Annotated in this window: 17 protein-coding genes and 4 pseudogenes; 9 read left to right on the forward strand and 12 right to left on the reverse strand. The window is 68.1% G+C overall.

Going from position 1 to position 26304, the window contains the following annotated elements; genetic code table 11:
* Positions 1-126: 126 nt before the first annotated feature.
* Both ACIQMR_RS33385 and ACIQMR_RS33390 read right to left on the reverse strand, forming a co-directional pair.
* Positions 127-633 (reverse strand): annotated as a pseudogene (locus ACIQMR_RS33385) (transposase); the annotation flags it as partial.
* A 1498-nt stretch (positions 634-2131) separates the two neighbouring features.
* Positions 2132-2944 (reverse strand): hypothetical protein, encoded by an 813-nt coding sequence (locus ACIQMR_RS33390; protein WP_401395399.1) that lies wholly within the window; start codon positions 2942-2944, stop codon positions 2132-2134.
* A 972-nt stretch (positions 2945-3916) separates the two neighbouring features.
* On the opposite strand from ACIQMR_RS33390, the gene ACIQMR_RS33395 reads away from it, so the two are divergent.
* Positions 3917-4561 carry a CatB-related O-acetyltransferase gene (locus ACIQMR_RS33395; RefSeq protein ID WP_401395402.1) on the forward strand — a complete coding sequence of 215 codons (645 nt, stop codon included), beginning with the start codon at positions 3917-3919 and terminating at the stop codon, positions 4559-4561.
* A gap of 190 nt (positions 4562-4751) precedes the next feature.
* Here the strand turns inward: ACIQMR_RS33395 and ACIQMR_RS33400 are convergent.
* Positions 4752-4865 (reverse strand): annotated as a pseudogene (locus ACIQMR_RS33400) (DNA mismatch repair protein MutT); the annotation flags it as partial.
* 729 nt (positions 4866-5594) lie between these two features.
* Here ACIQMR_RS33400 and ACIQMR_RS33405 point away from each other — a divergent pair.
* On the forward strand, positions 5595-6860 hold the full coding sequence (locus ACIQMR_RS33405) for a hypothetical protein (RefSeq protein WP_401395405.1): 1266 nt from the start codon (positions 5595-5597) through the stop codon (positions 6858-6860).
* A gap of 1662 nt (positions 6861-8522) precedes the next feature.
* Here ACIQMR_RS33405 and ACIQMR_RS33410 read toward each other — a convergent pair.
* Complete coding sequence (locus ACIQMR_RS33410) at positions 8523-9602, reverse strand: hypothetical protein (protein WP_401395408.1); 1080 nt, start codon at positions 9600-9602, stop codon at positions 8523-8525.
* A gap of 644 nt (positions 9603-10246) precedes the next feature.
* On the opposite strand from ACIQMR_RS33410, the gene ACIQMR_RS33415 reads away from it, so the two are divergent.
* Positions 10247-10789 (forward strand): hypothetical protein, encoded by a 543-nt coding sequence (locus tag ACIQMR_RS33415; RefSeq protein ID WP_401395411.1) that lies wholly within the window; start codon positions 10247-10249, stop codon positions 10787-10789.
* A gap of 327 nt (positions 10790-11116) precedes the next feature.
* Here the strand turns inward: ACIQMR_RS33415 and ACIQMR_RS33420 are convergent, their stop codons facing one another.
* Positions 11117-11350, reverse strand: a complete 234-nt coding sequence (locus ACIQMR_RS33420; protein WP_401395413.1) for a hypothetical protein — start codon at positions 11348-11350, stop codon at positions 11117-11119.
* 84 nt (positions 11351-11434) lie between these two features.
* On the opposite strand from ACIQMR_RS33420, the gene ACIQMR_RS33425 reads away from it, so the two are divergent.
* Positions 11435-12664, forward strand: a complete 1230-nt coding sequence (locus ACIQMR_RS33425) for an MFS transporter (protein WP_401395416.1) — start codon at positions 11435-11437, stop codon at positions 12662-12664.
* Between the two features lie 155 nt (positions 12665-12819).
* On the opposite strand, the pseudogene ACIQMR_RS33430 reads toward ACIQMR_RS33425, so the two are convergent.
* From ACIQMR_RS33430 to ACIQMR_RS33440, 3 genes and pseudogenes are all read right to left on the reverse strand, one after another.
* Positions 12820-13131 (reverse strand): annotated as a pseudogene (locus tag ACIQMR_RS33430) (transposase family protein); the annotation flags it as partial.
* A gap of 462 nt (positions 13132-13593) precedes the next feature.
* Positions 13594-14763 (reverse strand): Ig-like domain-containing protein, encoded by a 1170-nt coding sequence (locus tag ACIQMR_RS33435; RefSeq protein WP_401395543.1) that lies wholly within the window; start codon positions 14761-14763, stop codon positions 13594-13596.
* Between the two features lie 456 nt (positions 14764-15219).
* On the reverse strand, positions 15220-15459 hold the full coding sequence (locus ACIQMR_RS33440) for a hypothetical protein (RefSeq protein WP_401395549.1): 240 nt from the start codon (positions 15457-15459) through the stop codon (positions 15220-15222).
* Positions 15460-15700: 241 nt separating this feature from the next.
* On the opposite strand from ACIQMR_RS33440, the pseudogene ACIQMR_RS33445 reads away from it, so the two are divergent.
* Both ACIQMR_RS33445 and ACIQMR_RS33450 read left to right on the forward strand, forming a co-directional pair.
* Positions 15701-15928, forward strand: a pseudogene (locus ACIQMR_RS33445) (hypothetical protein); the annotation flags it as partial.
* A 181-nt stretch (positions 15929-16109) separates the two neighbouring features.
* On the forward strand, positions 16110-16328 hold the full coding sequence (locus ACIQMR_RS33450; protein ID WP_401395552.1) for a hypothetical protein: 219 nt from the start codon (positions 16110-16112) through the stop codon (positions 16326-16328).
* Positions 16329-17341: 1013 nt separating this feature from the next.
* Here the strand turns inward: ACIQMR_RS33450 and ACIQMR_RS33455 are convergent.
* The 4 genes from ACIQMR_RS33455 to ACIQMR_RS33470 all read right to left on the reverse strand — a co-directional run bounded on the left by ACIQMR_RS33455 (position 17342) and on the right by ACIQMR_RS33470 (position 22318).
* On the reverse strand, positions 17342-19231 hold the full coding sequence (locus ACIQMR_RS33455; RefSeq protein WP_401395418.1) for a hypothetical protein: 1890 nt from the start codon (positions 19229-19231) through the stop codon (positions 17342-17344).
* A 522-nt stretch (positions 19232-19753) separates the two neighbouring features.
* Positions 19754-20167: a PIN domain nuclease gene (locus tag ACIQMR_RS33460; RefSeq protein ID WP_401395420.1), complete on the reverse strand. Its 414-nt coding sequence runs from the start codon at positions 20165-20167 to the stop codon at positions 19754-19756.
* Positions 20164-20421, reverse strand: a complete 258-nt coding sequence (locus ACIQMR_RS33465; protein ID WP_401395423.1) for a type II toxin-antitoxin system VapB family antitoxin — start codon at positions 20419-20421, stop codon at positions 20164-20166. Before ACIQMR_RS33465 ends, ACIQMR_RS33460 begins: the two co-directional genes overlap by 4 nt.
* A 643-nt stretch (positions 20422-21064) precedes the next feature.
* Complete coding sequence (locus ACIQMR_RS33470) at positions 21065-22318, reverse strand: hypothetical protein (RefSeq protein ID WP_401395425.1); 1254 nt, start codon at positions 22316-22318, stop codon at positions 21065-21067.
* A gap of 494 nt (positions 22319-22812) precedes the next feature.
* Between ACIQMR_RS33470 and ACIQMR_RS33475 the strand changes: the two genes are divergently transcribed.
* From ACIQMR_RS33475 to ACIQMR_RS33485, 3 genes are all read left to right on the forward strand, one after another.
* Positions 22813-23283, forward strand: coding sequence for a hypothetical protein (locus ACIQMR_RS33475; RefSeq protein ID WP_401395428.1), 471 nt, complete (start codon positions 22813-22815; stop codon positions 23281-23283).
* Positions 23284-24242: 959 nt separating this feature from the next.
* Positions 24243-24890 (forward strand): response regulator, encoded by a 648-nt coding sequence (locus ACIQMR_RS33480; RefSeq protein WP_401395431.1) that lies wholly within the window; start codon positions 24243-24245, stop codon positions 24888-24890.
* 4 nt (positions 24891-24894) lie between these two features.
* Positions 24895-26157: an ATP-binding protein gene (locus ACIQMR_RS33485; protein ID WP_401395434.1), complete on the forward strand. Its 1263-nt coding sequence runs from the start codon at positions 24895-24897 to the stop codon at positions 26155-26157.
* The last annotated feature ends 147 nt before the right edge of the window (positions 26158-26304 follow it).

The following is a 26304-nucleotide window of genomic DNA, read 5'->3' on the forward strand; positions in this document are numbered from 1 at the left end:
AGGGCCGGTCGGGGCCCTCGGGGTCGGGTTCGGCGCTCGAGGGGGGACGCACGGACCGGTCGGTGGCTGGTGCCCGTCGGTGTTGACGCTGACCGCGACCGGGGCGTGGACGTTGATGATCCGGCCGTCTTTGCGGACCTTCTGGGTCGGGGCGTCGACCGGGACGAAGGTGGAGGGGCCGGCGTCGGGCGGCCGGTTGCGGAACGCGGTGACGTGTTCGTCGAGGTGCTTGGCCATCGCGCTGACCTGAGACTTCGACAGCTGGGTGACGCCAGAGGACTCGGCGGGTTCCTGGAGGCGGTGGAGGGGGATGTCGAGCGGGTAGGCGGTGGAGACCACCGGGATGAGCCCCTGTTCGGCCCGGCGGTGTTCGAGGAGCTGGTGCGGGAAGTGGCCGTCCTGCGGAGTTCGGGGCCGGCGAGTGTGACGGTGCCGGCCCGGGTGTTTCACTCGCGTGGGCGGTTTCCGTTGCGATGGTGGACGCGTCGTCGCCGACCTGCCGGTACTCGGCGTTGCAGAGGAGGTTGGCCTGCGCCGACACGAGCGCGTCGGTGAACGTCCTGACCATCGCGCGCAACGGATCGGGACCCGCCGTGGTGAGGGGGTTTGCGGCGAGGGCGTGCAGGGGCGCACCGTCGGGTGTGGTCGTCGTGCTGATCTCCTTCAAGGACTTGGTCGTCTTGAAAGATCAGTCGGTGGCCGTTCGTCCATGCAGGTCCCGATGCCGGGGCAACCCTGGGTCTAACCCGTGCACCACTTCCCAGGACGCAACCGCTTCGGGTCGGCTCTACGGTGTCTCCTGAGGGTGTGGACCGTGTGCGCCGGTGGGGGTGGTCCGGGTCCCCTTCTTTGAAGTGTGCCCTGTTTGGTCGCTGTGCGGTGGCGGCGGGGATGGTCAGGTCGCGGGGGGTGGGGTTCGGCGTTGCGACCGTGATGCAGGGCCGGTTGGTGGCGCCGGGCCCGCGAGCTTTTCGCCCCTCGCTTCCCGGTCCTGGCCGCTGTGTGCTGTCGCCTCGTGATCTGGGCAAGCCTGTCGTGGTCCGTGTCGTGGGCAGAGCGTCCGGGTGCCGGTCGGGGAGACCGCCTCGCATGCGGACTTCTGGTGTTCGGGGTGGTCGTGAGGCTCCGGACCGCCTCGACGGCACCACGCTTTGGGTGCCTGTGGCCCGGTGCCGTGTTGTGTCTGCGGGTGCTCGGCCTCACGGTCGGTCTCGCTTGCTCGTGGGGCGGTCCGGTCCATCCCCGTTTCGGGGCCCTGACGCCCCGCGTTCACTGCATCCACTGGATCCAATGTGTCTGCGGCGTCGACCGCCGACCGTGCCTCGCGCCGTGAATCAGGCCACTTACGCAAGATCGCTGACACGTCCTGCGCTGTCGGCGATGGGTTCATATCCCGGTGTTCACCTGCGGCTGAGCTGCGTGGGTCGCTACAAGTAGCGGGCAGGGCAGGGCAGGGCAGGAGCCGGTTGACGGGTGTGGTCTTTGCGGACCGGTTTCGAGGTTCGTGTGTGGCGGTGGTGGTGCAACCCGGGGCGGTTGGGTTGCCGGGGTCCCGCCGTTGCGGTTGCTGTGGTGGTGGCCCGGGCGGGGTGGGTGGTTTCGCGTGGGTGGGGTGTGGGACGCGTTGCTGTGGGTGATGTCCGTGGCGGAGCGGTCGACCGTGTGGATGGCCTCGATGGGCATCTCCCGGGGCGGGGTACTTGGGGTTGTTGGGCCGGTAGCAGGGGGTGTTGGTTCCGCCGGCCGCGTCAGCCCTTGGCCGTCATCGGCCGCCAGGTCGGGCTCGCGGCGGCCCGGTGCCGATCGTGGTGTCGTCGTTTCTTGGCCGTCCGGGCCGGGCGTGTGCGGCTGTTGATGATGCCGCCGGTCGGTGAGGACGGTTCCTTTGTGCGGATCCCGGCCCGGGGACGCTCCGCCGAAACGGGAGACGGGTGGGTTCGTGAGATGTGGTGCGGTTCCCCACGGGCCGACTGCCCCGCCGGCACCGCCCGGGGCGGGGAGGGGCGGTGCCGGCGGGCTGTCGGATGGGTGCTGCCACGCCCCCCGTGTCCAGTGCCGGTGCCGTTCGGCCGGTTGTGGGCCGGTGCGTTGGGGCTGGTTCTGTGTGGTTCCGGTTGCGGGCTGGTGGTGTTTAGGGGTGCTCTGTTGAGGAGTCGATGAGGGATTCGCCGGTGTCGGAGTCGATGAGGGATTCTTCGTCGTGGGGGTGGGTGGGTATGTTGACGTCGAGTTTGAGGAGGGTGGCGGTGACGTAGACGTTGATGGCTTGCACGAGGGTGTTGTACCGGTCTGCGACGTGGGTCCAGTCGTAGGTGAGGGTGGGCAGGCCGTTGGTTCCGTAGGGTTCGAGGGCGACGTGGTGGGCCTGGAAGGCGTACAGGTCGCTGAGGTCGGCGGGTATGGGGTCGCCGAGGGCCTGGTTGAGGGCGTGGGCGCGTAGGTGTTCGGCGAGTAGTGCGGCGTGGGTGTCGCCGGTGGTGAACAGGTGCTCGCAGACCTCGAGGATGGGTGCGTAGTGCGACTCGGTGCCGGTGTCGGTGTTGGTGATGACGATTTCGAGGGAGAGGTTGGCGAGGAGTTCGGTGCGTTGGGTGGTGGCCAGGTGGCGGTGGTCCATGATGCTGGGTGGCCAGGTTTTGCCGTGGTCGTCGGCTTCGGCGTTCCAGCCGAGGTCCCAGTCGATGCGCTGGGCGATGAGTCGTCCGATCTCCCATCGGCCGTTGGCGCAGAGGTCGTCGCACAGGTCGCCGAGGATCCGGTAGTACGTTGTTACCCAGGGCCGCAGGTCCTCGTACCGGCTGCACTTGGTGCGGGCGACGTGGAAGGGCGTGGCGGTGCCGTCCAGGAAGAAGGCGTGCTTGAGGTCGTGGTCGGACCACTCGCGGTAGTTCACGCCTGAGGCGATGCTGTACCAGAAATTCGCGGCGGGTTGGTTGATTTCCATGTCGGTTCCTTGTGTCGAGCCTCGCGGTTTGGCTTGATTATGTTGTTCAGGTTTGTCTGAATCTTGCCCTGTTGTGAAGGCGTGGGGGCTGGGCTGAGGGGCTTTGGCGGTCGGTCGCGCGGGCAGGCCGGGGTGTCGCGGGGCGCGTGTCCGTGCCGCTTGCCCGGACTCTCGCGCGGGAGTGCTCCGGGGCCAAGGGCGGGTGGTGTGGTGTCGATGGGTCAGTCCGTGCCGCTTGTCCGGGCTCTGGCGCGGGAGTGATCAGGGGCAGGCCTCGGGGGGTGGGGTGGTGGGGGCAGGGGTGAGTGCGCCCCTTTTGCGAGGGGTTCGGCGCGGGTGGCGGGCTGGTGGGTCGGTCGTCCCGGGCGCGTCCGGCAGGCCGCGGTGCGGCGAGCCTGAGACGGTAGGGGCTGTGTACGCGGACCGGGACTGTGCCGTAGCCGGGACGGCGAGCTGTCGCCGCGGTGTATCCGGCTGCGATCCGTACCGCCGACGTGCCGATTGAGACGACAGCGTCGACCATCACCTAAGACACGTGTGGAAATGATGCGTTCAGCAGCTCAACCGCATGATCGGCCACCGTGAAGAGCTGCCCGGGGATCACGGGCTTCGCGAAAGTGTCGAAGGGCCTTCGTTTTCCCAAGAGCGGCCAGGAGTTACGGCTCTTTGGCGGCGGCCGGTTGTCTCCCCACTGATCGGGCAGGCCGGCGCAATGGCATCACTTGCTGGCCGGAGGTCCTGGGTGAGCCGGACGCTGTCACCCTGGGTGGCCCGATGTGAGCCGGGTGGCGGAGCCGGTCGACGCCGTCCCTCGTCGTCATCGATCTCCCGCACCCGCCTCGCTTGGTCACGACCACAGAATGCTCTGCGTGTGAGGCCCTGGCGTGAACCTGGCGGCACATCGTCGGATCAGCTGTGCGTCATGCGCAGAATGGGGGCATTCGCCAGCTGTTGTCGACCGAGAGTGCCCCCATGAATCGCCTTCCCGCAGACCCGACGGTGCTTCACCCGTTTCCTGACCAGCCGCGCGTGGTCCTGCTGAAGCCACTGGTGACCTCGCCGCTGATCGAGGTCGGGGAGTACTCCTACTACGACGACCCGGAGGATCCGACCGCGTTCGAGACCCGCAATGTGCTCTACCACTACGGGCCCGAGAAGCTGGTCATCGGGAAGTTCTGCGCACTGGGAACCGGGGTGCGGTTCATCATGAACGGTGCCAACCACCGCATGGACGGCCCTTCCACGTTCCCCTTCCCCATCATGGGCGGCTCCTGGGCCGAGCATTTCGACCTGCTCAGCGGCCTGCCCGGCAGGGGCGACACCGTCGTCGGCAACGACGTCTGGTTCGGCTACAACACCATGATCATGCCCGGAGTGCGCATCGGGCACGGCGCAATCATCGCTTCCGGCGCCGTAGTCGGGGACGACGTCCCCGACTACGGCATCGTCGGCGGCAACCCCGCCAAACTCATCCGCACCCGCTACAACGACGACGACATCGCCCGCCTGCTCGCCCTCGCCTGGTGGGACTGGCCCGCAGAACACCTCACCGAACACATCCAGGCCGTCATGACCGGCACCATCAACGACCTCGAAGAAATCGCTCCACGGGCCTGAACCGACCTCCACGCACTACACGTCACACTGGGGCAGGGTAAACGTTGCCTGACACGGCACTAGCAGACTGACCTGTGCAAATGAGGCTGACCGGGGGCATTCGGGAGCCGTCGGCTTCATCGTTGTGCGGGTTGATTGTTTGTCGTCGGAGCGTTCACTGGCAGGGGCGGTCGGACGGCGGCAGCCGGTTGCGGCGCTGGGGCAGGATGCGTCGCTGGATGCCGGTGACGACGGCCGAAGCCGCGACCGCCATGCTGTTCGGCTTGGGCGTGTTCGGGTCGTCGTCGTCCTCGGTCGGTGCCATGGTTGTCCCTGGTGTCGTGCGGGCGCCGCCGTCGGCCGCACCGGGTCGAAGCTCTCGGCGTGGGTGTCGAACATCCCGCCTTCCCCCGCTTCGCCGAAGCTGCCGCTCCGGGGACCCGTACGCGTTGCCCCCAGACATGGGCATTGACCAGCAACTGGTCATCGGCGCGCGGTTGGAGCGGTTTTGGCCGGTGGCCTGCAGGGCCGGGGCCGTGCATGTTCACAGGGCCGTACGCCGGCCCGGCGACTGGGGTCGGGCTTTGCCCGTGCCCGGAACGCTTTCCCAGGGGGTCTGCGGGTTTCGCCGGGCGGGCCGGCGTGCTCTTCACGGACGCTTCGTGATGGCGTCGGTGATGCGTGGTCTGCCTTGGCGGGTTGGGGATGTCCATCGGCCTCTTCGGAAAGGGGGGCGGGCGGGTTGTCCCCGGGGGGTGTCACCCGGAATGAGGGAAGGGCATGTTGCCCGGGGTCGGGCGGGGTGCGTGGGGGGTGGGGGTGTTTCCCTGGGGTGTGCCTGAAGGGGATGGAGCTGTCGGTGTGTCGTGGTGAGGATGTGCGGGTGGTGCTTTTGTCGTTCTTTTGAGTCCTGGAGCCGATGGTGTGGAATTCGTTGTATAGGAATGGCCGGTTCCTCGTTTTCTTGGACGAGTGCGAGGAGGTTTCCCGGTGGGCGGCGCGGACGCGGTTGGCGATGGGCGCGGAGGCTGTGGCGGAGTTGGGTCCTGGGCAGGTGGAGGTCGTGCAGGCGTTGGACGTCCTTGCTGCGGAGGGGGCGTTGGTGTGGGAGCTGGGCGAGGTTCCGACGCCGGCGGTCACTGTCTCGGGTGGGGGAGGTTATCCGGATGACGTGTCCAGGCGGGGTGAGCCGAGCGCGCCGGAGTGTTTCGAGCATGCCGCGTATCTGGCTGGGGGGATCCAGGAACGGCTGACGTATGTGTGGGGTGTTTTGGCGGGTGAGGGGGCCTTCGGCGGGGGTGGGGGGCTGAAGGGGCTGCTGGAGCTGTGGCCGCACCTCGGTGATCTCGGTGTTGACTATGTGGTGGAACAGGTCGCGGGTCTGGTCCAGCATGCGGACGAGTTGGTGGAGGTTTGCGCGTCGCGGGAGATGGCGAGCCGGATCGAGCCCTTTTCCGCTTACTCCAGGCCGTCTTCGACGTCACTGGCCGACTCCAGGGACTACCTTGAGGTCCACAACCCCCGATACGAGGACGAGGACGTCTTCCGCAGCTGGGAGGAGTCCTGGTCCCAGGGCAGGACGTCGACCTGGTACTGCCTGGCGAGCGAACGGGTGGATCTCGAGGCTGTTTTCCCTCACGCGGATTCCACACAGCTGTGCTGGGCAAACGGGTCATGGGTGGGCCGCGGTCCGTGGGGATGGGTCATCTCCCCGGACGAGCACCTGTATCTGTTCGATCCGAACATGATGCGGGTCAAGCGTGGCGAGGGAGAGTGGCAGGTCGAGAAACTCACCGACATGATGCAGGTCAAGGCGCTGACGGACATCGGCGCGATAGTGCAGTTGACGCATCACAGCACTCCCATGGCCGGATCGCTCGTGAAGGGCGCAGGGATGATGACCGTGGCCGGTGACGGCCGGGTCACGGGTCTGAACGACACCAGCGGCCACTACACGCCCAATCCCGGTGAGACGGGGATCGCCGTGGCGATCCTGCGCCGGATGGGCCTGTCCGGGAACGTGCCGGTCACCCTCAAGGGCTCGGGAAACGATCCGGGTCACCAGGATCTGCGGCTGAGCCTCAACGGCGACTACGACGCCGTCTCGGTCGAGCTGCCCAGCGGCCTCGCCGGCGACCTCGGCCCTCACGTGGACCCGTATTCGGCGGCCCTGAAGAACCGTGTCATGAAGGAGCTGTCGAGGAAGGTCAGAACCATCGAGCACACCCTGGACGGGGCGGAGCGTCTGCCGCGGTCCGAGCCCGGCCGCGGTGGCAGTGACGGGTCTGCATCCGGCTACGGCACGATCGGCGAGCTCTGACGGCCCCGGTGATCCACCATGCCCAAGGAGTCCGTGCCCGGGCCGGGAGCGGACCTGCATGAGCGATCCCCGGACAGTTCGGGCCGGCCAGACGAGGAACGGGGGTGTCCGGGATCGTCGTGTCGAACGACCCGAACGACCCGAACGACCCGAACGACCCGAACGACCCGAACGACCCGAACGACCCGAACGACCCCGCGAGCGCACTCCCGGTGACCGAACCGACGGAATCATTGAAGGAGCGTTCGGGCGTGGTGCCGTGGCGGGCGGTGTGGATCCTCGCCTGCTTGGTGTCGCCGATCCGGTCAGCTGGCGATGACGCGGGAGCGTGCCGCTCTCGTCTCCGAAGCCCGTGTGGCCTCGGCTCACCCGCCGGGGCCGTTCGGGGGGCTCGCCTCGGTCCCGGTCGCAGCGACCGGACTGCGACGAACCGCCCAGTCGTCGTATGCATGGCGAACACCGCAGGCACTCCTTGGCCACGCCGCGCGCAATGGCCGGCGGCGTCGGTGTCTACCGGAGCGTGGCGTTCGCCGCCGTCCGCCTTCCGCCGCGGGCCGGAAGGGGCTGGTCGGCCTGTTCCACCGGTGCGTCAGGGAACCCGTCCGACAGGTGGCGGGCGACCGAATGGGCGAAAGCGGCGGTATGCCCGGTCGGCGGCACGGTGAACCGGCGTCGGGCATGGGGTAGTTGGTCAACCGACTGCACCAACTCGTCGCGGGTACTCGCCGGAGGCTGGTCAAGAGCATGTGGGCATGTCGTTGTTGCGTGAGGTCTGCGGTGTTCATCGTGACCCGATGGACGGTCGTGTACGGCTGCGCCGGGGCTCCGGGCCGGTCGCTGGCGTGGTGCGTCCGTGTTGTGGCGGGCGTGGGGTTCACGACGGCTGGGACGGCAGCCGGCGGGTTGTTCCTGGGCCGTTGCCCGTGACCAACGCCGATGGGGCGGCGCCGTCATGGCCGGGGCGCCGGCCACCACCAGGCCCACGGGGCGCCTTGTCCGTCTTGCAGAGGGTACAGGCCGGGACCCGCGGCACCCCGACGAACAAGGAGGCCGACCGCTCCGCTGGAACAGCGCGCCGTCTACCGCGAGACCTTCCGCAGGCGCGCGGCGCGCGGTTCGAACCGGCTGCAGGCCACCCACGACCGGATCGATCAACTTTTCGCTGGAACAGTGCGCCGCGGTTGACCACTGTCCTCGCCGAGAGGTACAGCACTGCCGTGGTGACAGACCTGCACATCACGAAAACAGGGGCCGAGTCCGCGCCAGGAGGGAAGCCGGGGAGGAACGCCGTTGCGGAGGTTGCGAACGGCTGTTCCCCCACTGAAGCACGGGCCGCACCGTGACGTGCTGACGTTCAAGTCCGCCCGCAGGTCGGCACCCTCGCCGAGATCCCTGCTCCGAACACCTCCCGGCGCCAGCCGCTTGAGGATCGGTCCCGCCCGGCAAGGAGGAGGACCGGTCTACTTTCGTGCGGGACAGCTGACGTGGATGTCGGGCGGTGGCGACGATCTACGCGGGCCGGATGACCGTGGACCGGTCATCGGCTTGGTGGCGGATTCCGGCTGCCGGAAAGGAAGTTCGCAGGGCGCACCCGTGTGTCGGGCCCGCCTCCGGGCGGCAGAGGGATGTGCCTCCCGGCGCTGGCGAGGGGAAGAGAGTGCGTCATGTGATGTCGAGTATGTCGATGATGGAGGGGTCGAACACCACGATCTCCCGCCATGGCTTGAGATACATGGCCGCGTATCCTCTGTTCTTCAAGAAGATTCCCGCAGCTGACAGGGCTGATCCCGCGCCGAAGTGATCGAGGGCGAGGAGTTCTTTGAGCTCTGCTGTGTCCTCGTCGTTCCTGATGAACGGGAAGCCGGAGAAGTCGCCCCGTGGCAGGGCGGACCGCAGTGCGGGCTCGTCGAGTTCGGCTATGCGCCCGCCGATGGAAACCTTGATGACGGGGCCTTTCCCCCTGCCCCCGCCGCCCAGCACGTCCGAGGACCATCCGCGTGCGATTTTCTCGCTTTCGCTGAAGTAGACGCCCGATCCGAACTTTCTGGCGTTGGACTCCGGGACGTCGAGTCTGAAGCCCTCGTCGCGGATCCTCCGCGCCGCGTCTGGATGCGTTCCGTGGTAGGCAACGGGGACCACGCGGGTGGGCCCGTCGCCGGCGGTGGGCCCCGTGGTGGCCCCGTGCGTGGCGGGCGGGTCACCGGGACCGGGGGCGGCGCCTTCGGCCACCCGCCGCGTGGTCAGTGTGCTGGGGGCTGGTCCGTCCGCCACCTCAGAGGCGCCCGCGCCGGCTCCGTCCTCGGCCATGGTGGCCGTGCCGTAACCGCCGCCGACGTGAGTGGCGCAGGTCCGGTCGGGTGCGGGCACCGGGGGGCTGGAGCAGGCGGCCTGGGCCACCTGCCGGGTGTGTCGGGCAGCGCAGAAGGCGCAGGCCCCGTGGGGCGGCTCGAACCGGTAGGCGTTGTACAGGTCGTTCAGCCATGTGGTGGCCTCATCTTGGCAACTCGCCGTCAGGGAGGGGACGCGCCCGCTGGTCGGTGCGATGGCTGCTGCCCGGACCAGCCAGTCCACCGCGTACGCGGGGCCCAGCGCGTTCTGAGCCAGGACATCCTCGACGACCGCCGCGACGAACATCCCCGCCAGCGGCACTCCCGCGTCGTGCTCCCAGATGCTCTGGCGGTCGTGGAGTTCCCGCAGGCACCCCTCCAACAGGACGTCGTCGTTGCCGTCCCAGATCTCCACCGCTTCCTCCGAATCTCCCGCGACCCACCGCCCTCGCGCCGGGTCGTATCTCCCGGCACGCTAGAGACGGCCGGGTTAACCGCGCGCTATGGCCAGGACGGAGAACGGCGAATCGGGCGGGTCGCGGTGTCGGGGGTTAGCTCAACGGGCGACCGGTGGACGGGCGGCCGCCGTGGTGGCCGGGCCTCGTGGACGCCGAACCGGACGAGGGTAAGGTATCCGACACCATCGAGTGCCCCGGGTACGGGTCACCACGTGACGCCGAGCCAGGACCGGGCGAACACGTGCCCGGGCGGGCCGGTCACGGATGCGGCACCCGAAGGCCGCCGGCGCGTTCTCGTGAACGGACCTCGCGCCCGCCACAAGCGCGAGGTCCGAGCCCCCTGCGCGCCGCTCACCCGGGTCGCGCCGTGGCGTTTTCTGTGTAGCCGAGCGGGCGGCGCAAGGCCCGCGTGCCGTCCTTGGGAATGTCCCTCCAACGCCGCGTCGGGAGTGCGGAGCGCCGAGAACACGGTTGTGATCGGCACAGGGCCGCGGGCGCGACGAGTGACGGCGCCGCGGCGTCGATCACGAGTGCGGGAGCGCGGATGAGCGAGTGTCGACGGAGAAACTTCCTGGGGCCGCTTCCCCGGAAGAGAGGACGGTTGACGCGTAGCGCGCTCGCGTCGCTCGTCCTCGTCCTCGTCCTCGCCGGGAGCGCCGGCGCCACCGCCGCGGTGGTGCGGCCCATTCCCGCCGAGCCGGTGCAGGTGCCGGCGGCGGGTCAGGACCACGAGTGCCGGGAGGACAAGCACCGCCAGTGCGAGAGACAGGACAAGGACAAGGACAAGGACAAGGAAGGCCCGACCGGTCCCGCCGGTCCGACGGGGCCGACGGGTCCGACCGGTCCGACGGGGGAGACGGGTCCGACCGGTCCGACGGGCCCCACAGGTCCGACGGGTCCGGGGGACATCACCACCATCGAGATCGCGGGACCGACGATGATGGTGCCCCCTGGAGACGCCCGCGTCAGTACCGCTGTGTGTCCCGCGGGCCAGACGGCGATCTCCGGAGGCTACTTCCTGGGCGCGGGGCTCATCCCCCAGGCCTCCCGACAAGGTCCCGCGGGGGACAGCTGGCAGATCCAGGCCTTCAACCCGACCGCGAACAACCTGTCGTTCAACTCCTTCGTCTACTGCGTTCCCTGATCCGCGGGTGCCAGCCGGGCGTCTTGTCGCCCGCCCGGCGGGTCGTCGCCGGCAAGGCGATCCGTTCCGCTTCGGGCGCGGTCCGTGTCCGGTCTCGGTGAGCCGGGTCGAGCCCCGCCACAAGTCGGGCCGGGCCGAGTTGCGACTGCGACCGGAGACGGGACGCTCGGTGCAAAGCGGCCCAGGTCGTTCCATCGCGACATGCGCGATCGGCCGGCCGGTGGCGCGGACCTCACGGACGGCTCGCTCGCGGAGCTCGTCGGAGTTACGAGGTTGTGCCGGCACTGCTTGTGCTTGTCCCTCGGCCAGGGGAGCATGAGCTTGGCTTCAGGGACTGCCACGAACCGTGGTCAGCTCATCCCCCAGCAGCCGGAGGCCCTCACCTGCCCGGAACTGCTCGGTGGCCGGCATCTCCAACTCGTCCAGCAGCGGCAAACTCAGCCCATTCACCGAGGGCCCTGCCCTCGTCGTCCTCACGTCGGCACCCTGAGCGCCGTTCACGCCCTCGGCAAGCCACACACCGACCGCCGCCTCAAGTAGGTGACCAACCGTCGTGCTCATCAGGTGACTCCTTCAGGGGAAGCTCACACCTGATCCATGACACAACCTGGCGGTTTCAACGGCCTTGATTCATAGGGTGCTGGGATGGTCGATCGCACGGTCGGAACAGGTAAGAGAGGGCGACCGGGATATCCGGCGGCTGCGGCCGTGTTCGCGATCGGCATGGTGGGGACGACGCTCCCCACCCCGCTGTACGGGCTCTACCAGGAGCAGATCGGCTTCTCCGAGCTGATGGTGACGGTCGTCTTCGCCATGTACGCGATCGCGGTCATCACCACCCTGCTGGTCGCCGGGAACTACTCCGACGCCGTCGGTCGCCGGCCCGTCCTGCTGGCAGCCATGGGCTTCTCGGCCGCCAGTGCCTGCTGCTTCCTGCTGGAGACCGGTCTGCCATTCCTGTTCGCGGGACGGCTGCTGTCTGGTCTCTCGGCCGGGCTCCTCAGCGGCGCCGCGACGGCCGCCGTCATCGAACTCGCCCCGCCCGCGAAGAAGGCGCGCGCCGCCTTCGCGGCCACCGCCGCGAAGATGAGCGGCCTGGGTTGCGGCCCGCTGCTGTCCGGCATGCTCGCGCAGTACGCGCCCCGACCGCTGACGCTGGTCTTCTGGGTGGATCTGGGCCTGATCGCGGTGGCCTGCGTCCTCACCTGGCTGCTGCCGGAGACGGTCGAGAACCCGAACCGGTGGCCACGGCTGAGCCCGCAAGGCATCTCCGTACCGACCGGGATCAAGGGCGTCTTCGTGCCCGCCTCCGTCGCGGCGTTTGCCGGCTTCGCCTTGTTCGGGCTGTTCACTGCGGTGGCGCCCAGCTTCGTCGCGATGACCCTGGACGTGCACAACCTCGCCGTCTCGGGCGCCGTCGCCTTCTCCGTGTTCCTGGCCTCGACCATCGGCCAGTCGATGACACCGAAGGCCGGCGCCGTCCGCGCGCTCCCCGTCGGTTGCGCAGTCCTCGTCGTCGGGCTGCTGCTCGTGGGCTCGTCCCTGCTCGCCGAGTCCCTGCCCCTGCTCGTCCTGGGCGCCCTCGTCGGCGGTACCGGCCAGGGCCTCGCCTTCCGCGGCGCCCTCACCTTGATCAACGACGCGGCTCCGCCACACAAACGAGCGGGGACGATTTCGGCGTTCTTCGTCCTCGCGTACGCCGGCCTCGCATTGCCCGTGGTGGGAGTAGGTGCACTGACCATGGTGCTCGGGCTGCGCACGGCGGGCCTCGTCTTCGCCGGATGCGTCACCGCGATCGCCGCCGGTGCGGGCGCTTACGCGGCATTCCACCCGCCGACACAGGAATGCTCCCGCACCTCAAGGCGTGGTGCGTAGGCCGAGGAGCAGTCGGGACGGTAGGTGGCGTGATGCATCGCGGTGCGTTTTAGCGTCGCGGCCAGGCCGCCGGCGACCGCCCGGCGTTCTTGCCCCGGCGTGAAGGGTCAGTCGCCTCCCGGGGACGTTGTCGGGCCGCGGGACCGCCTTTTCTACCCGCCCAGCAGCACGAACGACTTCGACGATGCTGTCCGGACCGCCTCTGCAAGGCTCGGCACGAGAGCGGCCAGGACCTCGACGGCCTGGGTGATGTACCGGTACGCGGTTGTGGTCCCGATACCGAACCCGGCCGCGAGCTGCGCATACGGTTGGCCGTTGCGGAGATGGGCGAGAGTGGGCAGCGCTTGCCGGCCGACACTCAGGCGCCGCCGGCGGGTACCGAGCTCTCGGTGGCGCTGCCGGAGCTTGGCGGACAGGAAGCGAAGGGCAGAGCTGGACACGTCGACGCCCGACGGGCGAACAAGCACACGAAGCCTCTGGTGGAGACGGATTTCTTGGTCGAGAACCCATCTACCAGGGGCTTCACCTGTCTGTCAGCCCAACTACCGGTCCAACCCGACAGGTTGGAAAGAGCTCAGGGCCTGTACGTCGATGCCGTCGCGGCGGTCCAGGCGGGTGCACCGGGCCATCAGGTCACAGAACGCCGACGGCACGCTCGGCGGCATCGCACGGGCCGCGGAAAGGACGCGCGAACGGCGAGGAGGGAGCGCGGCACGCCCGGCACCGGCTTTCCCGTTCGCGTCGCCCGCGGACACGAGCGGGAAACCCGGAACCGCTCCGTACGCGGCGCCTACGTGACTCAGCGTCTCGAAACGCGGAACGGCCACGTCGCACGCCGCCGGATCCCCTGACCTCGCCCGGTCGTGTCACCGGTGACGCTTTCCGGATCCGGGCCCGGCCCGGCCCCCGGATTCGGCAGGCGGGTTCTCCTACCTGGCGGAGCCGTTGGTCCAGGTGCTCCAGGGCATGTTCCAGTCGCTGAAGCCGTTGTCGGGCCGAATGGTCTTGTCGGCGGAGTGTGTGACGGTGACGATGTCACCGATGAGGGAGTGGGCGTAGAACCACGCGGCGGGGGTGCTGGGGTCGTGCGCGCCCTTGATGTCGCTGAGCCCGATGCAGCCGTGGCTGGTGTTGGTCGTGCCGAACACGTTCTTGGGGGCCCAGTAGTTGCCGTGGAGGAAGGTGCCGGAGCTGCTCAGGCGCATGGCGTGGGGCACGTCGGGGATGTCGTAGGCCGGCTTGCCGTCATCGTCGGTGAAACCGACACTCGAGCCGTTCATGCGCATCTCGTCGTGCTTATCGGAGATCACCATCTGCCCGTTGTAGGTGGGGCTGTCGGGCGCGCCGGCGGAGACGGGGAGGGTCTTGACGACCTTCCCGTCGCGGACCACGGTCATCTTCTTGGTCGTGGCGTCGACGGTGGAGATCTGGGAGCGGCCGATGTGAAAGTGGACCGTCTGGTCCTGCACCCCGGTGATGCCCTTGCCGCCCCGCACTCCGTCGAGTGCGAGTTTGACGGTGACATCGGAGCCCGGCTTCCAGTAGTGCTGGGGCCGGAAGTCCAATCGGGTGGGGCCGAACCAGTGCCCGACGATCTTCTGGCCACTGGTGGAGGACACCTGGATCGCGGCCTGCACGGCCTTCGTGGCGGTGATGGGCTTGTCGAAGGTGAACGACACGGGCATGCCAACACCGACGGTCTCGCCGTCCTCGGGGGTGAAGTAGGCGATGAAGCTCTTGTCGGGGTCGATCGTGGTGAACCTGGCCTGGCGGGTCACGCTCCGCCCTCGGGAATCCTTCGCCGTCGCCTTGACCGCGTAGGTCATGCCGCGGGCGAGGGCGGTCTCCGGCCGCCAGCTGCTGCCATCCGGGGACATGACGCCGACGGTCTGGGTGCCGCTGGGAACGGAGTTCATCGCGACGGACACCAACGTGCCGCCGCTGACCGTCACTTTCATTCCCCTGTTGATGCCGGCGCCCTGGGCACCGTCCGGGGGAGAGATGACGATCTTGGCGGTTGGCGCTTTCCGTGCGGCGGCGGTCACGTTCACGGACTGTGAGGGCGGCGCAACGGCACCGGCCGCCGCATACGCCGTCACCGGAACGGCGACGGAGACCGCCGCGACCGCCGCGACCACAACAGCGGGACGAAATCGGTAACTCACGGGATACACCACTCCTGCGTCAAAGCCTGCCGCACGGACCGTGGCCCGCCGGCGATCGGGAAGCCTGGGCAATGCCCCACCCTGCGCCCGGGCACGCGGCCGGCGGTTCCACCGATGGGCCCCACCCGGGACGAACCGGCCTCCCCCCATCGGAAGCCGCACGCCCCACCCGCTCCGCATCCCGAACGGTGCCCTCGGCATCGCGGTCCACGGCCGCGGGCCCGGCCCGCCGCACACCCCGGTGAAGCGGCCCGTGCCCCGCCGCCGCGAGCCCCACCCGGGGGACACCCCCTTCACCCACGCCAGACCCCCGACCGCAGGAGGCGCCCACCGGGCACGCCAAGCCATCCTGGCGGCCCGACACGAAGGACGCCGTCGACATCACCCCGTTCACGGCCCGGCCCAGAGGACGGTCGCGCCGGGCCCGTACCGGGCTCGCATCCACAGCGAGCCGATCCAAGGGACGCGAGGACCACGCATGAAGAAGGCATCGAAGCTGGCGACAGGACTCGCGGCCCTGGCGGTATCGCTGGCCGCCGCCACACCGGCGAGCGCCGCACCCCACAATCCCGCCCCGTCCCAGGGGACGGGCACGCCCGCGAAGAACACGGCCGGCGGCGATACCGTCACCTGCCACTCCACCAACCATGAGCTGGCCAAACGCCTCTCCCGCGACATGACACGAGCGTTGAGGGCCGACCGCAGCGACGCCTCGATCGCCCTCTACGACCGCCCGACCTCAACCACCTGCACCTACCACGCGCACCAACGCCACGACTCCGCCAGCGTCGTCAAAACCATCGTCCTCGGAGCACTCCTTGCGGCACGCAACGGGCAACCGACCCAGCACGAGCGGACACTGGCCCGCGCAATGATCCAGAACTCCGACAATGACGCGACCACCACCCTGTGGCGCCAACTGTCCGACCCCACCCACCCGAACACCCCGAACCCGGTCACAATCCAACGCTTCCTCGACAAGGCCGGAATGAAAGAGACCACCCTCGACACGACAGGCTCCTGGGGCCTGACCAAGGTCACCGCCGCGGACCTGGCCACCCTCCTGCGCCTGTTCACCGGCCACGACGACTCCGTCCTGAACCGCCCCGCACGCACCTACGCCCTCGACCTCATGCACGGTGTCCAAGGCGACCAGCGATGGGGCACCCCCGCCGGAGCCCCCCCAAGCAGCCACGATCCACGTCAAGAACGGCTGGCTCCAACGCTCATGGACCGGCCCCGCCGACCCCCGCGACCGCGGCGACTGGAAAGTCAACAGCATGAGCGCGCTCACCGGCGGCCCCTACGACCAGGGTCTGGTCGTCCTCACACAGAACAACCCGATCCCACACGCCCAACCGGCCCACCACGGCTGGTTCCAGGGCATCGACACCATCGAGCGGCTGGCCCGCGCCGTGCACCACGACCTCTACCCGGACCAGCCCCCCTCCCACGGCTACCAGCCACCACGGCCTACCCTCCAGGAGACCACCCCCTGACACACCCACGGCGCTCTCGCCACGGGCACCGCCCACCACACGCCCCCGAACCGACCAGGACCGAACCCACACACCCTTTCCGCGCCAACGAGCAGCCGCGGCGGTAAAGCCACTCTCCTCCCCGCCCCCGGCCTCGACAACGCCCCGCGGGCGATACCCGACACCACGGCGCCACACGGGCGACCCCGACCGACCCCGTGCCCGTGCGGGCCCACCCGAACCACAACCGGCCCCACGCGCCACGCGGACCCTCCTCGCCTGGGAACACCGCGCATGCCACAGAGCCGGCGCCCACAACGGGCCGCGGCTCTCGTCGAGCCGCCACGCCCCAAGCCCGCGTCGCCCCACCGGCACCCAGTGCCCAACGCCACCGCTCCCGGCGCGAGACCAGCCCCACCCCGGTACCTCCCGCCCACCTGGCACCCCTCACCACCGTGTACGGACAAAACGACGGACCAACCACACCCTGGCCCCGGGGGAACCGTCCGCGTGACCGGGACTCCACGAACCCGCACGCCAGGCACCGCAACGACGCCGACGTACCCGGACCCTCACACACCAGCACGCCACCACCCGAGGCGGGGCGGCGTGCCTGTCCGTCCGCCCAAAGACTCCAGGGTGCTGCCCGGTGAGACGCACGCCAATGCTGGGACGGCGCCCCCGCCACGCCTCACAATGGCGGAAGATCAAGCTCTCTCGAGCCGACCGGAGACCTCCATGGAAATACCCGACGACCTGCGCAGCAGCGAGTGGGATGGCTTCTACACCCCGGAAAGCTGCACACACCTGTGGTTCTCCCAGCCGCACGAGCTCACGGACAGGTACAAAGAGAATTGAACCGGTCCGTTTCCACGGCCGAGCGGGTACTGGTCGACGAAGGCGTGGAGGTTGCCTCCCGCACGTACGGCGCGGACCGAGCGTGTGTGCCGCCCGCCGGTGTCCCCTCGGACAGGCGCCATGCCTGCCTGGACGGCCCGCGAACCGCAGCTTTGCCGAACGTATCGGTCTCGTCCTCAAGGTTCGGCCAGGGCTCCATGGTTGTCACGAGGATCGTCGAAGACGTAGGCACCGTCTTCGAGTCGCAGACGGGAGCCGGACGCATCCGACAGGACGTCGCCGTTCTCGTCCTTCAGGCGCGTCACGCCGTCGACCACGCACACCTGGAAGTCCGTGCTGCCCGTCCAGCCGTGGTTCTCCCGAAGGCTGTCGAACTCCGCCATGTCGAACGCGAGCAGCTGGTCGGGGGAGGAGACATCGGCGAGGTCGGCGAAGACCCGGCAGCCGGCGGGTGTCGACAGCGTGCCGGTGAAGACCAGGACAGGCCGGGCCACCGTGCCCTCATAGGAGAGGAAGAAGCCGGCCTGGTACCAGGCGGTCCACACGGGAGACACCGACCGTTTCCATGTGGCGACGGCCCGGACGTCGAACCCGCCTTCCCCCTCCTCGTGCGCCACCCAGCCCGGGTCCGCGAAGGTGGCCAGGTCGGCGGCCCCGGACGGCCCTTGGAGGACATATCTTTGCTCCAGCATCGCAAGGCCGCCCGTCTGCGTCCTCAGCCACGCCCTCACCGAGGCCAGGAACGCCTTGCTGCGGTCCGTCTCGTGGAATCTGCCGTGCGTGATCGTTCCCGGGACGCCGTCGATGACGGTACGGCCGTCGGCATCGGGTGTCACGTCGGCGTCGGGCACGTCGTAGCCGCTCCCGTGGATGTGCTCGCGTGCGTGGTCGTAGAGGGCGACGAGCTCCTCCCGGTCCGCGTCGGGCCGCAGGACCTTGGTGTTGAACTGGTCGTGGATTCCCTTGGCGACATACGCGACACCGGCCAGCTCGCCCAGAAACAGCGCTTGCGGGTTCAACGGCCTGGCGATGGTGATGCCCCGGGCGTTGTTGCGGACCGCGTGATCCGCGCCCTCCGCGAGGTTCTCCTTGGCCGACGTGTGAGTACCCGCGTAGTCGTAGGAGACGCCCACATGTTCTCTCACCGTTTCCGGATCATGTGTTGCGGCGGCCGCCACCGCGCGGCGGATCAGTTCCTGCACCACATCCCACGCGACGGCCAGGCCAGCCAAGACCGGAAGCGTGGCCGGCATCAGCGGAGTGGAGGAGCAGGCCAGCAGCCCGAGCCTGAGAGCCGCGATCAGCGCGCCGGCGACCACCAGGACGGCGTGAACGGCCGGGAAAGCCGAGGCGAACTCCTCCCGCATCTTCTTCTCCGCCTCGTCCTGGGCCCACTTATAGAATTTGACGCACGCCTTCTTCACCGCCTGGCCGAGCTCTTCCCAAGCGTGCAGATAGTCCCTGAACGACGCCTCCAGCCGCGGCACGTTCCGCTCCCGCGACTCCTGCCCGCCTTCCTCTTGGAGCTCCCGGCACAGTTCACGAAGGCGAGCCTCCTCGGTGAGGATGCGCGTGTAGCGAGACTCGAGCAGTTCCAGACAGCTGCCGAGCGTCGATGCACAGGACGTCGACTTCTTCGCGGTGTCACAAAAACCCTGGTACAACTCCGCGAACCGCGGCTTGCAGCCCATGGTGTACGACAGCATGACCGCTTCGGCAGTCACCGCCAGATTCGCGTGCTGGCTCTTCCGCCCCTCGCGGAGGATCCTGGTCCGCTCGCGAAGAACGCGCTGCCTGGTCGCCTTCCCCCCTGCCGCAAGCTCGCTGGCCTTCATCACATCGGCCAGGAACACGCGCAGACGTCCGCAGTCCTCCCGGAACTTCCCCACCCACGCGTCCCAGACCTCCTTCGCCTCCGCCGACAGCCCCTTCCGGAAACCATGCAGGCGACAGTCGTGCGCTACTTTACGAAAGTCTCTTCCCAGGCCGACCCCGTCCTGCAACGGAAGCCATTTCCAGAACAGTTCCAGCCAGCGCTTGTTCTGGACCCGGAGAAGCTCTTCCAAGTTCCTCGGCCGACGCCCCGAGACGAAGTCCAGGTCGTCTGCCGGGTCGATCCAACCGAAACAATCACTCGACCAGGTAGGCAATTGCTTCCCCCTTCCGCGCGGACCCCTTGCGTCGCCGACCGGAACCTCGTTATATCGCGATCCCCACGGGGGTCGACCGAGGCAAGAGAGGACTGATGACCGACGGGCACAAACACTGCCCCTTCAGGCTCCGCCCGCCCGGCAAACCGCCCCCTGAAACCCGCGAACCCATCGCCGCACCGGACGACGGTGCGACTCCCAGGCTCGCACCTCAACACGGCGAACCCCTGACCTACGTAACCGCGACCTCCCGCCAACGGGCACGGCCACGGAGCCGCTCATAGCAGCACAGGGCTGCCGCGAGGCCGGGGCAGAGCCAGGTACTTGCGGCATGGTGCTCGTGGGGGCGGTTGCACCTGCGGAACCCGGTCAGCCAGGACGCTGTGAAGGCAAAGCGGGGCCCGGCGCTGCTCACCGGTTGCTGTACACGGCGTCTGTTCAGCTTTTGACGTCGATCGCCCGGACGGGCTGTCCCGTCGCACGGGCGATCGTCTCGAAGTCGCGATCGAAGTGGAGCAGCGTAAGCCCCGCTTCTTCCGCCGCGGCGGCGATCAGCAGGTCGACGGGGCCTGCACTGCGATGCTCGCCCTTGGCGGTGAGGAGTTCCTGGACGACGCGTGCACGTCGGTAGACACCGTCGGGCACGGGGCACCAGGTGTAGTGGGCATTCAGCGTGCGCTTCATGCGTTCTCGGTCCGCGGCCGAGCGTGCCGAGTAGAGGACTTCCAGTTCGGTGATGTCGCACAGGGCGACGAGCCCCGCGCCGATCCTGTCGTCCCACTCGGCCGTGGTCCGGCCGAGGAGAACCCGGGCAAGCGCGGAGGTGTCGATCAAGTAGTCGGCGACGGTCACTCCACCGCTCCCGCGTTACGGACACCGTCCGGCTCGCCCAGAGGCCGGTACTCGCGCTTGTCGAGGAGCAGGCTGATGTCCAGGGCGCCTTCGGCAACCAGTTCGCGGGCTTGTCCGAGAGCGCGCAGCCGCCGGTAACGGGCGGTGACCTCCCGCAGGGCGGTGTTGATGGTGTCACGCTTGGTCGTGGTACCGAGCTCCTTGGCTGCGGCTTCCAATGCGTCGTCGTCGAGATCGATCACGGTGCGGCTCATGACGCCCCCTGGTATATACGTTGTTGTATATCAATATACATGATGCGCGGTATACGTGGCGGTGAGGGCGTCGACTTGTTCCGAGGTGTCGGGTGGAATCGGGCCGGGATCGGCGTGGTGGGGCCTCGCCGGAGAGTGCCCGGATCATGACGTCGGCTATGCCGAACCGCCTTCCAGTGACGCCCCAGCCCTCTTCGGCGTCTTCCACCTCGGGCCTTCTCCCGCTGCCACCGTCCCGGTCGGTCGTCAGCTCATCCTGCTGACGCGTCAGCCCAGGCGCAACGCTTCAGGGATGAACTTGGTTGAAGGCCTGGCCCTGTTCGAGGGCAGCCGAGCCGTGCCGTACGGCCTGCCGGCGAGAAGGGAACACCGGGCATCCGCTGATCGGCCTCGTGATGACTCGTGCAGCAGGCCGGTAGCCGGCGTTCCGTGCATCGGTCACCGACCGCGCCGCATCGGCTGCGAGCGGAACAGGACGGGCCTGTGAGGCGGTGTGCTCGAACCCCACGCGTGCTCGCCAATGCGCCTTCCTCTCCCGTCGGTCACCCGGCCCGGTCGTCCGAGACCGCCTTGAGCGCCGCGATCAGCTGCCGTCTCCGGCCGCGGGTGGCCTTCTCGTCGCCCAGTTTCCGTACGGCTTCGCTCACCACCGCGTTCTTGAGTATCTCCCTGAGGAGCGAGTAATCGGCTCGGTTGATCTTGTGGCGGTATGCTTTGCCCCAGGCGAGTTCCCTCGGTGGGGTTCCCTCGGGCCTGTGGAAGAGCGCGTCTTCCATTTTTTCGCGCTTGCCACGCCAGCCTCGAGCGCGGCGAACGCCATGGTGAAGACAAGATCACTCATGAGGACTTTCGAGAGCAGTTCCCTATCGCTTTGCGTGAGCTTCTTGATGGAAGCGTTACCGGTCTGCGCGTCATCCGTTTCGCGAAGACGGCGGCGAGATACTTCTACACGCTCGGAGAACTTTTCCCGGAAGTATGTGAAGATGAGCATTATACGCTCAGGGGCACGCAGCTGGCTATTTGCGGTAGGGCCGGTCTGGTTGATGATGGTCCATATGTCAGGCTGCGGCCCATGGGGATCGTGCAGTGGCCTTTCGCAGAACAAATCGACATTTTCTTTGTGTCCGAGTTGTGTCGCGTAAAGATGGCAGTAGCGTTTGAAAAGTTGCTGTATGAAGGCCAGTTCCGTGTCGCTCGTATTCGAGGGGAGATCGCCGGGAATCGAGTAGTCGTACAGCTTTCGTTTGCTTCTGGAGCTGTACAAGTTATCCCATGCTTCGCTGCTCATCTCTACGGGAAGTTCCAAGCCTGTCCCGGTGATCGCGGGCGAGTTCTGCTGGTCGGGAGTCGGTTTTCCGATCTCCTCACGGCCACCCGGGCTCGCTCCTCCTTGTGGCCCTTCGGTGGTGATCGTCATCGCCCGTCCATGCGCTGCGGTGACCTCCTCGTACGCTGCGCGGAACGCGACTTGGTAATGAGTGAGGGCATTGTCCACGCTGTACCAGTCCGTGCGCCCCAAGAGTGTCGGAAAAACCTCTCGGGGGCTGTCGAGGTCGGCGTGCAGGAGATCGGGTTGCTGCAAGTACTCTGTCATGAAGGTTCCGAGTTCACCCGGCAATGTGGTCGCCTCTCGATCGCGCTCCAAGTATTGGTGCCAAATATCGAGACAGGTATCAGAATTGCGTTCTTCGGGATAGATTCTGTCCTCTTCGTTAACTTGCATGGAGAGGTAGTGGGCGCAATATGCGAGGAAGTGCCGCTTGAGAAGTGCATATCCCCCGATTGCCTGCATCCTGTAGTTGAGGAGCTCAAGGATCTCGGGGGTGTAGAGCTGGATCCAATCGTCTTGCCGTAGATACTCCGGCATTTCTAGCTCTAGGGCTCCCTGGGCTTCCACGGTTTTCTCCCTGCTGGGCTTAGTAGTGTGTGTCCGGAAATAGCCTTCGATCACGGGTGGCGTGTATCAATCCCTAAAGGGCTGCGGCCGGGGCAGAAGGTGGCACGGTCAGTCGGATCCGGCCGTCGTTTGTCGGCGTCATCCCACACGCGGACGCCCGGGAGCGGCGTCGGTGTGCCGGGCGAGGGGGCGTGGGTCTGTTCGACGTCCCGGCCGTGTGGACGGGACGGCCCGCCGGGTCGCCGGTCCCGGTCTGATGGAGAGGGGCTGGCTCTCGGGGTGGATCCGCGTCCCCGCCGAACGGCGCCCTGGAGTATACGAATCCCGGCCGGCGGGCGAAGGGCCCAGGCTTCCGGCCGCGCCGACGTCTCGTCGCCGCTGTGGGGACGAATGGGTGCCCGAAGGGATGCCCTCGGGGCATATGCCGGAAATGGGCGGGATTAATACTCTGTCTTCGTTGACGAACGCTTCTGTTCTGTTCAGTGAGGAGAAATATGCTTGTGAAGCGCGCTGTTGCCGCGGTCTCGATGATCGCCGCGACCGGAGTCACGTTCGCCACGGCCGGTGTCGCCCGGGCCGACGCGACGGAGACTGTCACCCGGCCCGGGGTGTCCGCGACTGCGGAGGCCAAGCGTGCCGCGCTCGTGACGTTCGAAGTAGGGGAAGACAGGGAGCCTTACAGCGTGCGGGTGGAGGACGAGGGGCAGATTGAGCATGCGAAGGGCCTTCTCCGCGGGGAGAGCGGTGACGAGGCCGTCCCGCACGGGAAGATCGTGCGCTCGCCTTCTGCCGACAACCCGGGATACGGCTGGCACATTGCCCCCGAGTCGTTCTCTTTCGTCTCGATCGGCTCTATCAAATGTGACTCCGTGCCTCATATGGTGATGGAGGGGACCGAGGTGTGGGAGTTCGGCTACTACTGCCCCTGGAGCGCCCGCGTGGTGAGTGTCGAGGCTCTCGACTGATCCCGGTCGACCGGGGTTCTCGGCCCGGTGTTGCGGGGCGGCGGCGCAGATGCGGGCGGGCCCAGCGGGCCGGTGCCGGCGGGGGCCTTGGCGTCAGTATCTGTGGTGTCCGTTCGTGGCCTTGCGGGTGTCAGGCGCGCGGGGCGTTGGTGGTGTGGGCGGGCCGGGTCCTTGTTCGTTCGAAGGCCTCTTGGCCTCTCGTCGGCGTGCCCCTGGCCGCGTGGCGGTGGTTTCCGGTAGTCGCGGGTCGTGCCGGAGGGCACCCGGGCGGCAGGGATGTCGCCTGTCTCCATGCGCCTCTGTCCCGGCCCGCCGCACGCGTTGTCCTCTGGCTGCCGGCGTCGGCTGAATCGTCCGGCCGTCGTCGAGAGTTGTCGACGCGGTCCGGTGGGTGGTGGTCGAAGGGGGCGCGCTTCCGGCGTCCCGGTGGAGCATGGATGCGCGGGGGAGGGCCCCGCTTCCTGGGGTCGTGTGCCCAGGGGGTCCCGCGCGGCCGGCCCTGGCGCTTCACCCGCGTCGCGCGTCGGGGTGGCGTCCGAACGGGTGGTGCCTGTCCGATCGCCTCGGCCAATGCGCTTGTGCTTGTGGCCGCTTGGTCGCCGGACGGACCTCTCAAGGGCCTATGCCGATCGGTGTCCGGGGGGTGACCGAAAGGGGGGCGAAGATCCCACATGCTTGCAATTACCAACCGCTACGGACACACAGTGCGAGGGTTCGCGTACTCCGTGCTATCGATTTCTCCAGGGCAGCGAGTTTCTCCGTATAAGAGCTGATCTGATCATTGTTATCGCCTTTCTGGGTGGGTTGGTGCGCGTCGTTGATCACGCGTCGGGGTTACGCGCAATCCCCTGGAAGCAGGGGGATGTATCGCCTGAAGTGATGGCCGAACGACTCCTCTCGCCAGGCGAGGTATCCGACAGGATCGAGATACCGATCTGTACCGACGGAGGAACCCGTTCATGAGCGTCACCAGTCCGAGCATCCGCGTCCTGATAGCGGACAATCATCCGGTGTATCGAAACGGGGTGTCGCAGGAGCTGGAGGCCACCGGCGGCTTCGACGTGGTCGGTGTGTGCCAGGACGGCCAGGAGGCGTTGAAGGCGATCATCGAGAGCGAACCCGATGTCGCTGTCCTGGACTACCGCATGCCTCTCCTCAACGGTGGTCAGGTGGCGCGGGCGGTGACCGAGGCCAGCTCTTCGACCAAGATCCTCATCCTGTCGGCGTTCACCGAGGACTCCACGGTCTATCAGGCCCTGCAGGACGGTGCATGCGGCTATTTGACGAAGGAGTCGGAGCCGGAGGACATCGCCAAGGCTGTGGAGGCTTGCTTCCGGGGGGATCCCGTCCTGCCGCCGAAGTTGGCCGCGGGTCTGATCTCGGAGATCCGCAGCCGCACGGAGCTGCGCCGCCCCAGCCTGACGGACCGTGAGAGGGAGGTCCTGAAGTTGCTCGCCGCCGGCATGTCCACTCCCGACATAGCCCGTGCCATCTACCTGGCCCCCTCCACGGTCAAGACCCACCTGCAGCACCTGTGCGACAAGCTCGGCGTCTCCGGACGGGCGGCCGTGGTCGCCGAGGCCATGCGCCGTGGAATCCTCACCTAGGGATGTGGCGGTGAAGCCGGGCGGGCGCGTTGCCGTCCTGCCCGGCCTGCGCCGCGAGGTAACGGACTCCAACCTCGACGACGTGCTGCACGCCCACCGAGCCGAAGTCCACCGCATCGGCGGATACCTCAGACTCGGCTTCGTCGGCATCCTGACCGTGGCAACCGTGTTCGACCCCATCGGCGCGAGCCACATCTCGGGGGCCGAGGCGGCGGTACTGACCTGCTACGGCATCCTGGCCATCGCCGCATCGTTCCTCTGGAGAGGTATCTCCGGCTGCCGACTCCACACCACCCTCGCCGTGTTCGTCCTGTGCGCCGACATCACCGCCGTGGCACTGCTGCAAATCTTCTCGGACGGATCACCGGCGCTGGCGCTGGCTGTCTTCCTCATCCCCATGTTCGCGGCGTTCCAAGTGCCGGTACGCCACACGGCGATGGTCGCCGGCCTGTCCGTTGTCGCGTATTGCCTGCTGCTGGCCGTGGACGCGCGTCTGCGTGTACGCACCGTCGACGAGAACGCCATGGTGGTCCTCGCGTTCCTCGTCCTCACTTGCGTCGCCTGTCTGGTCGTGGCCCGCCAGCAGCAGGAGCGAGCGGCCCGGATCACCGAACTCACCCGTGAGCGGGCACGGCTGTTGGCCGAGGTGATGACGACCGAGGAACGGGAACGCGCCGCCCTGGCGGAGGTCCTCCACGACGGTCCCCTCCAGTCCGTCCTGGCCGTCCGCCTGCAGCTGAGGGCGGCCGAACGGTCCGCCGACCCGGAAGTGGTCCGCATCGCCCGCCGGCGGCTGCTGGACATCTCACGCCAACTGCGGGACCTGACGGCCGAACTGCACCCGGTGGTGCTGGAGGCCAACGGAATCCGGCAGAGCCTGAACACGCTCGTCGAGAGCACGATCACCCGCTCCGGCCTACGGGGAGAGTGCTCCATCACCCTCGCGCGAGCGCAGGCCCGCGACCCCCGGGAGACCTTGGTCTTCAACGCGGCCCGGGAACTGCTCAACAACGTCGTCACCCACGCCGAGGCCACGTCCTTCCACGTGACGCTTCAGGAACGCGGACGGGCGTGGCACCTGGAGGTCACCGACGACGGGCGCGGCATCGCCGTCGACGAGGCCCGCCGCAAAGTCGGCCAAGGGCACATCGGTCTGGCGTCCCTGCGGATCAGGGTGGAAGCGGCACGCGGCACGATGACCATCACCTCGACCCACAGCGTCACGTCCGTGGCCATCGAACTCCCCCCGTACCCGGCCGAGATCTGACCCGTCCATCCGCGCCCCGCACACGGGGACACGACGCGGCCCGGCCGGGCACAGGGCGGTGGACGCGACTGTCGCCATCGCGGCCAGGCACCCCCGGTTCTTGATCCCGGTGTGACGCGAGAGCGGCAGCCATAGGGGACTCGGCCG

Source organism: Streptomyces sp. NPDC091376, assembly GCF_044757085.1.
GTDB lineage: Bacteria > Actinomycetota > Actinomycetes > Streptomycetales > Streptomycetaceae > Streptomyces > Streptomyces pratisoli.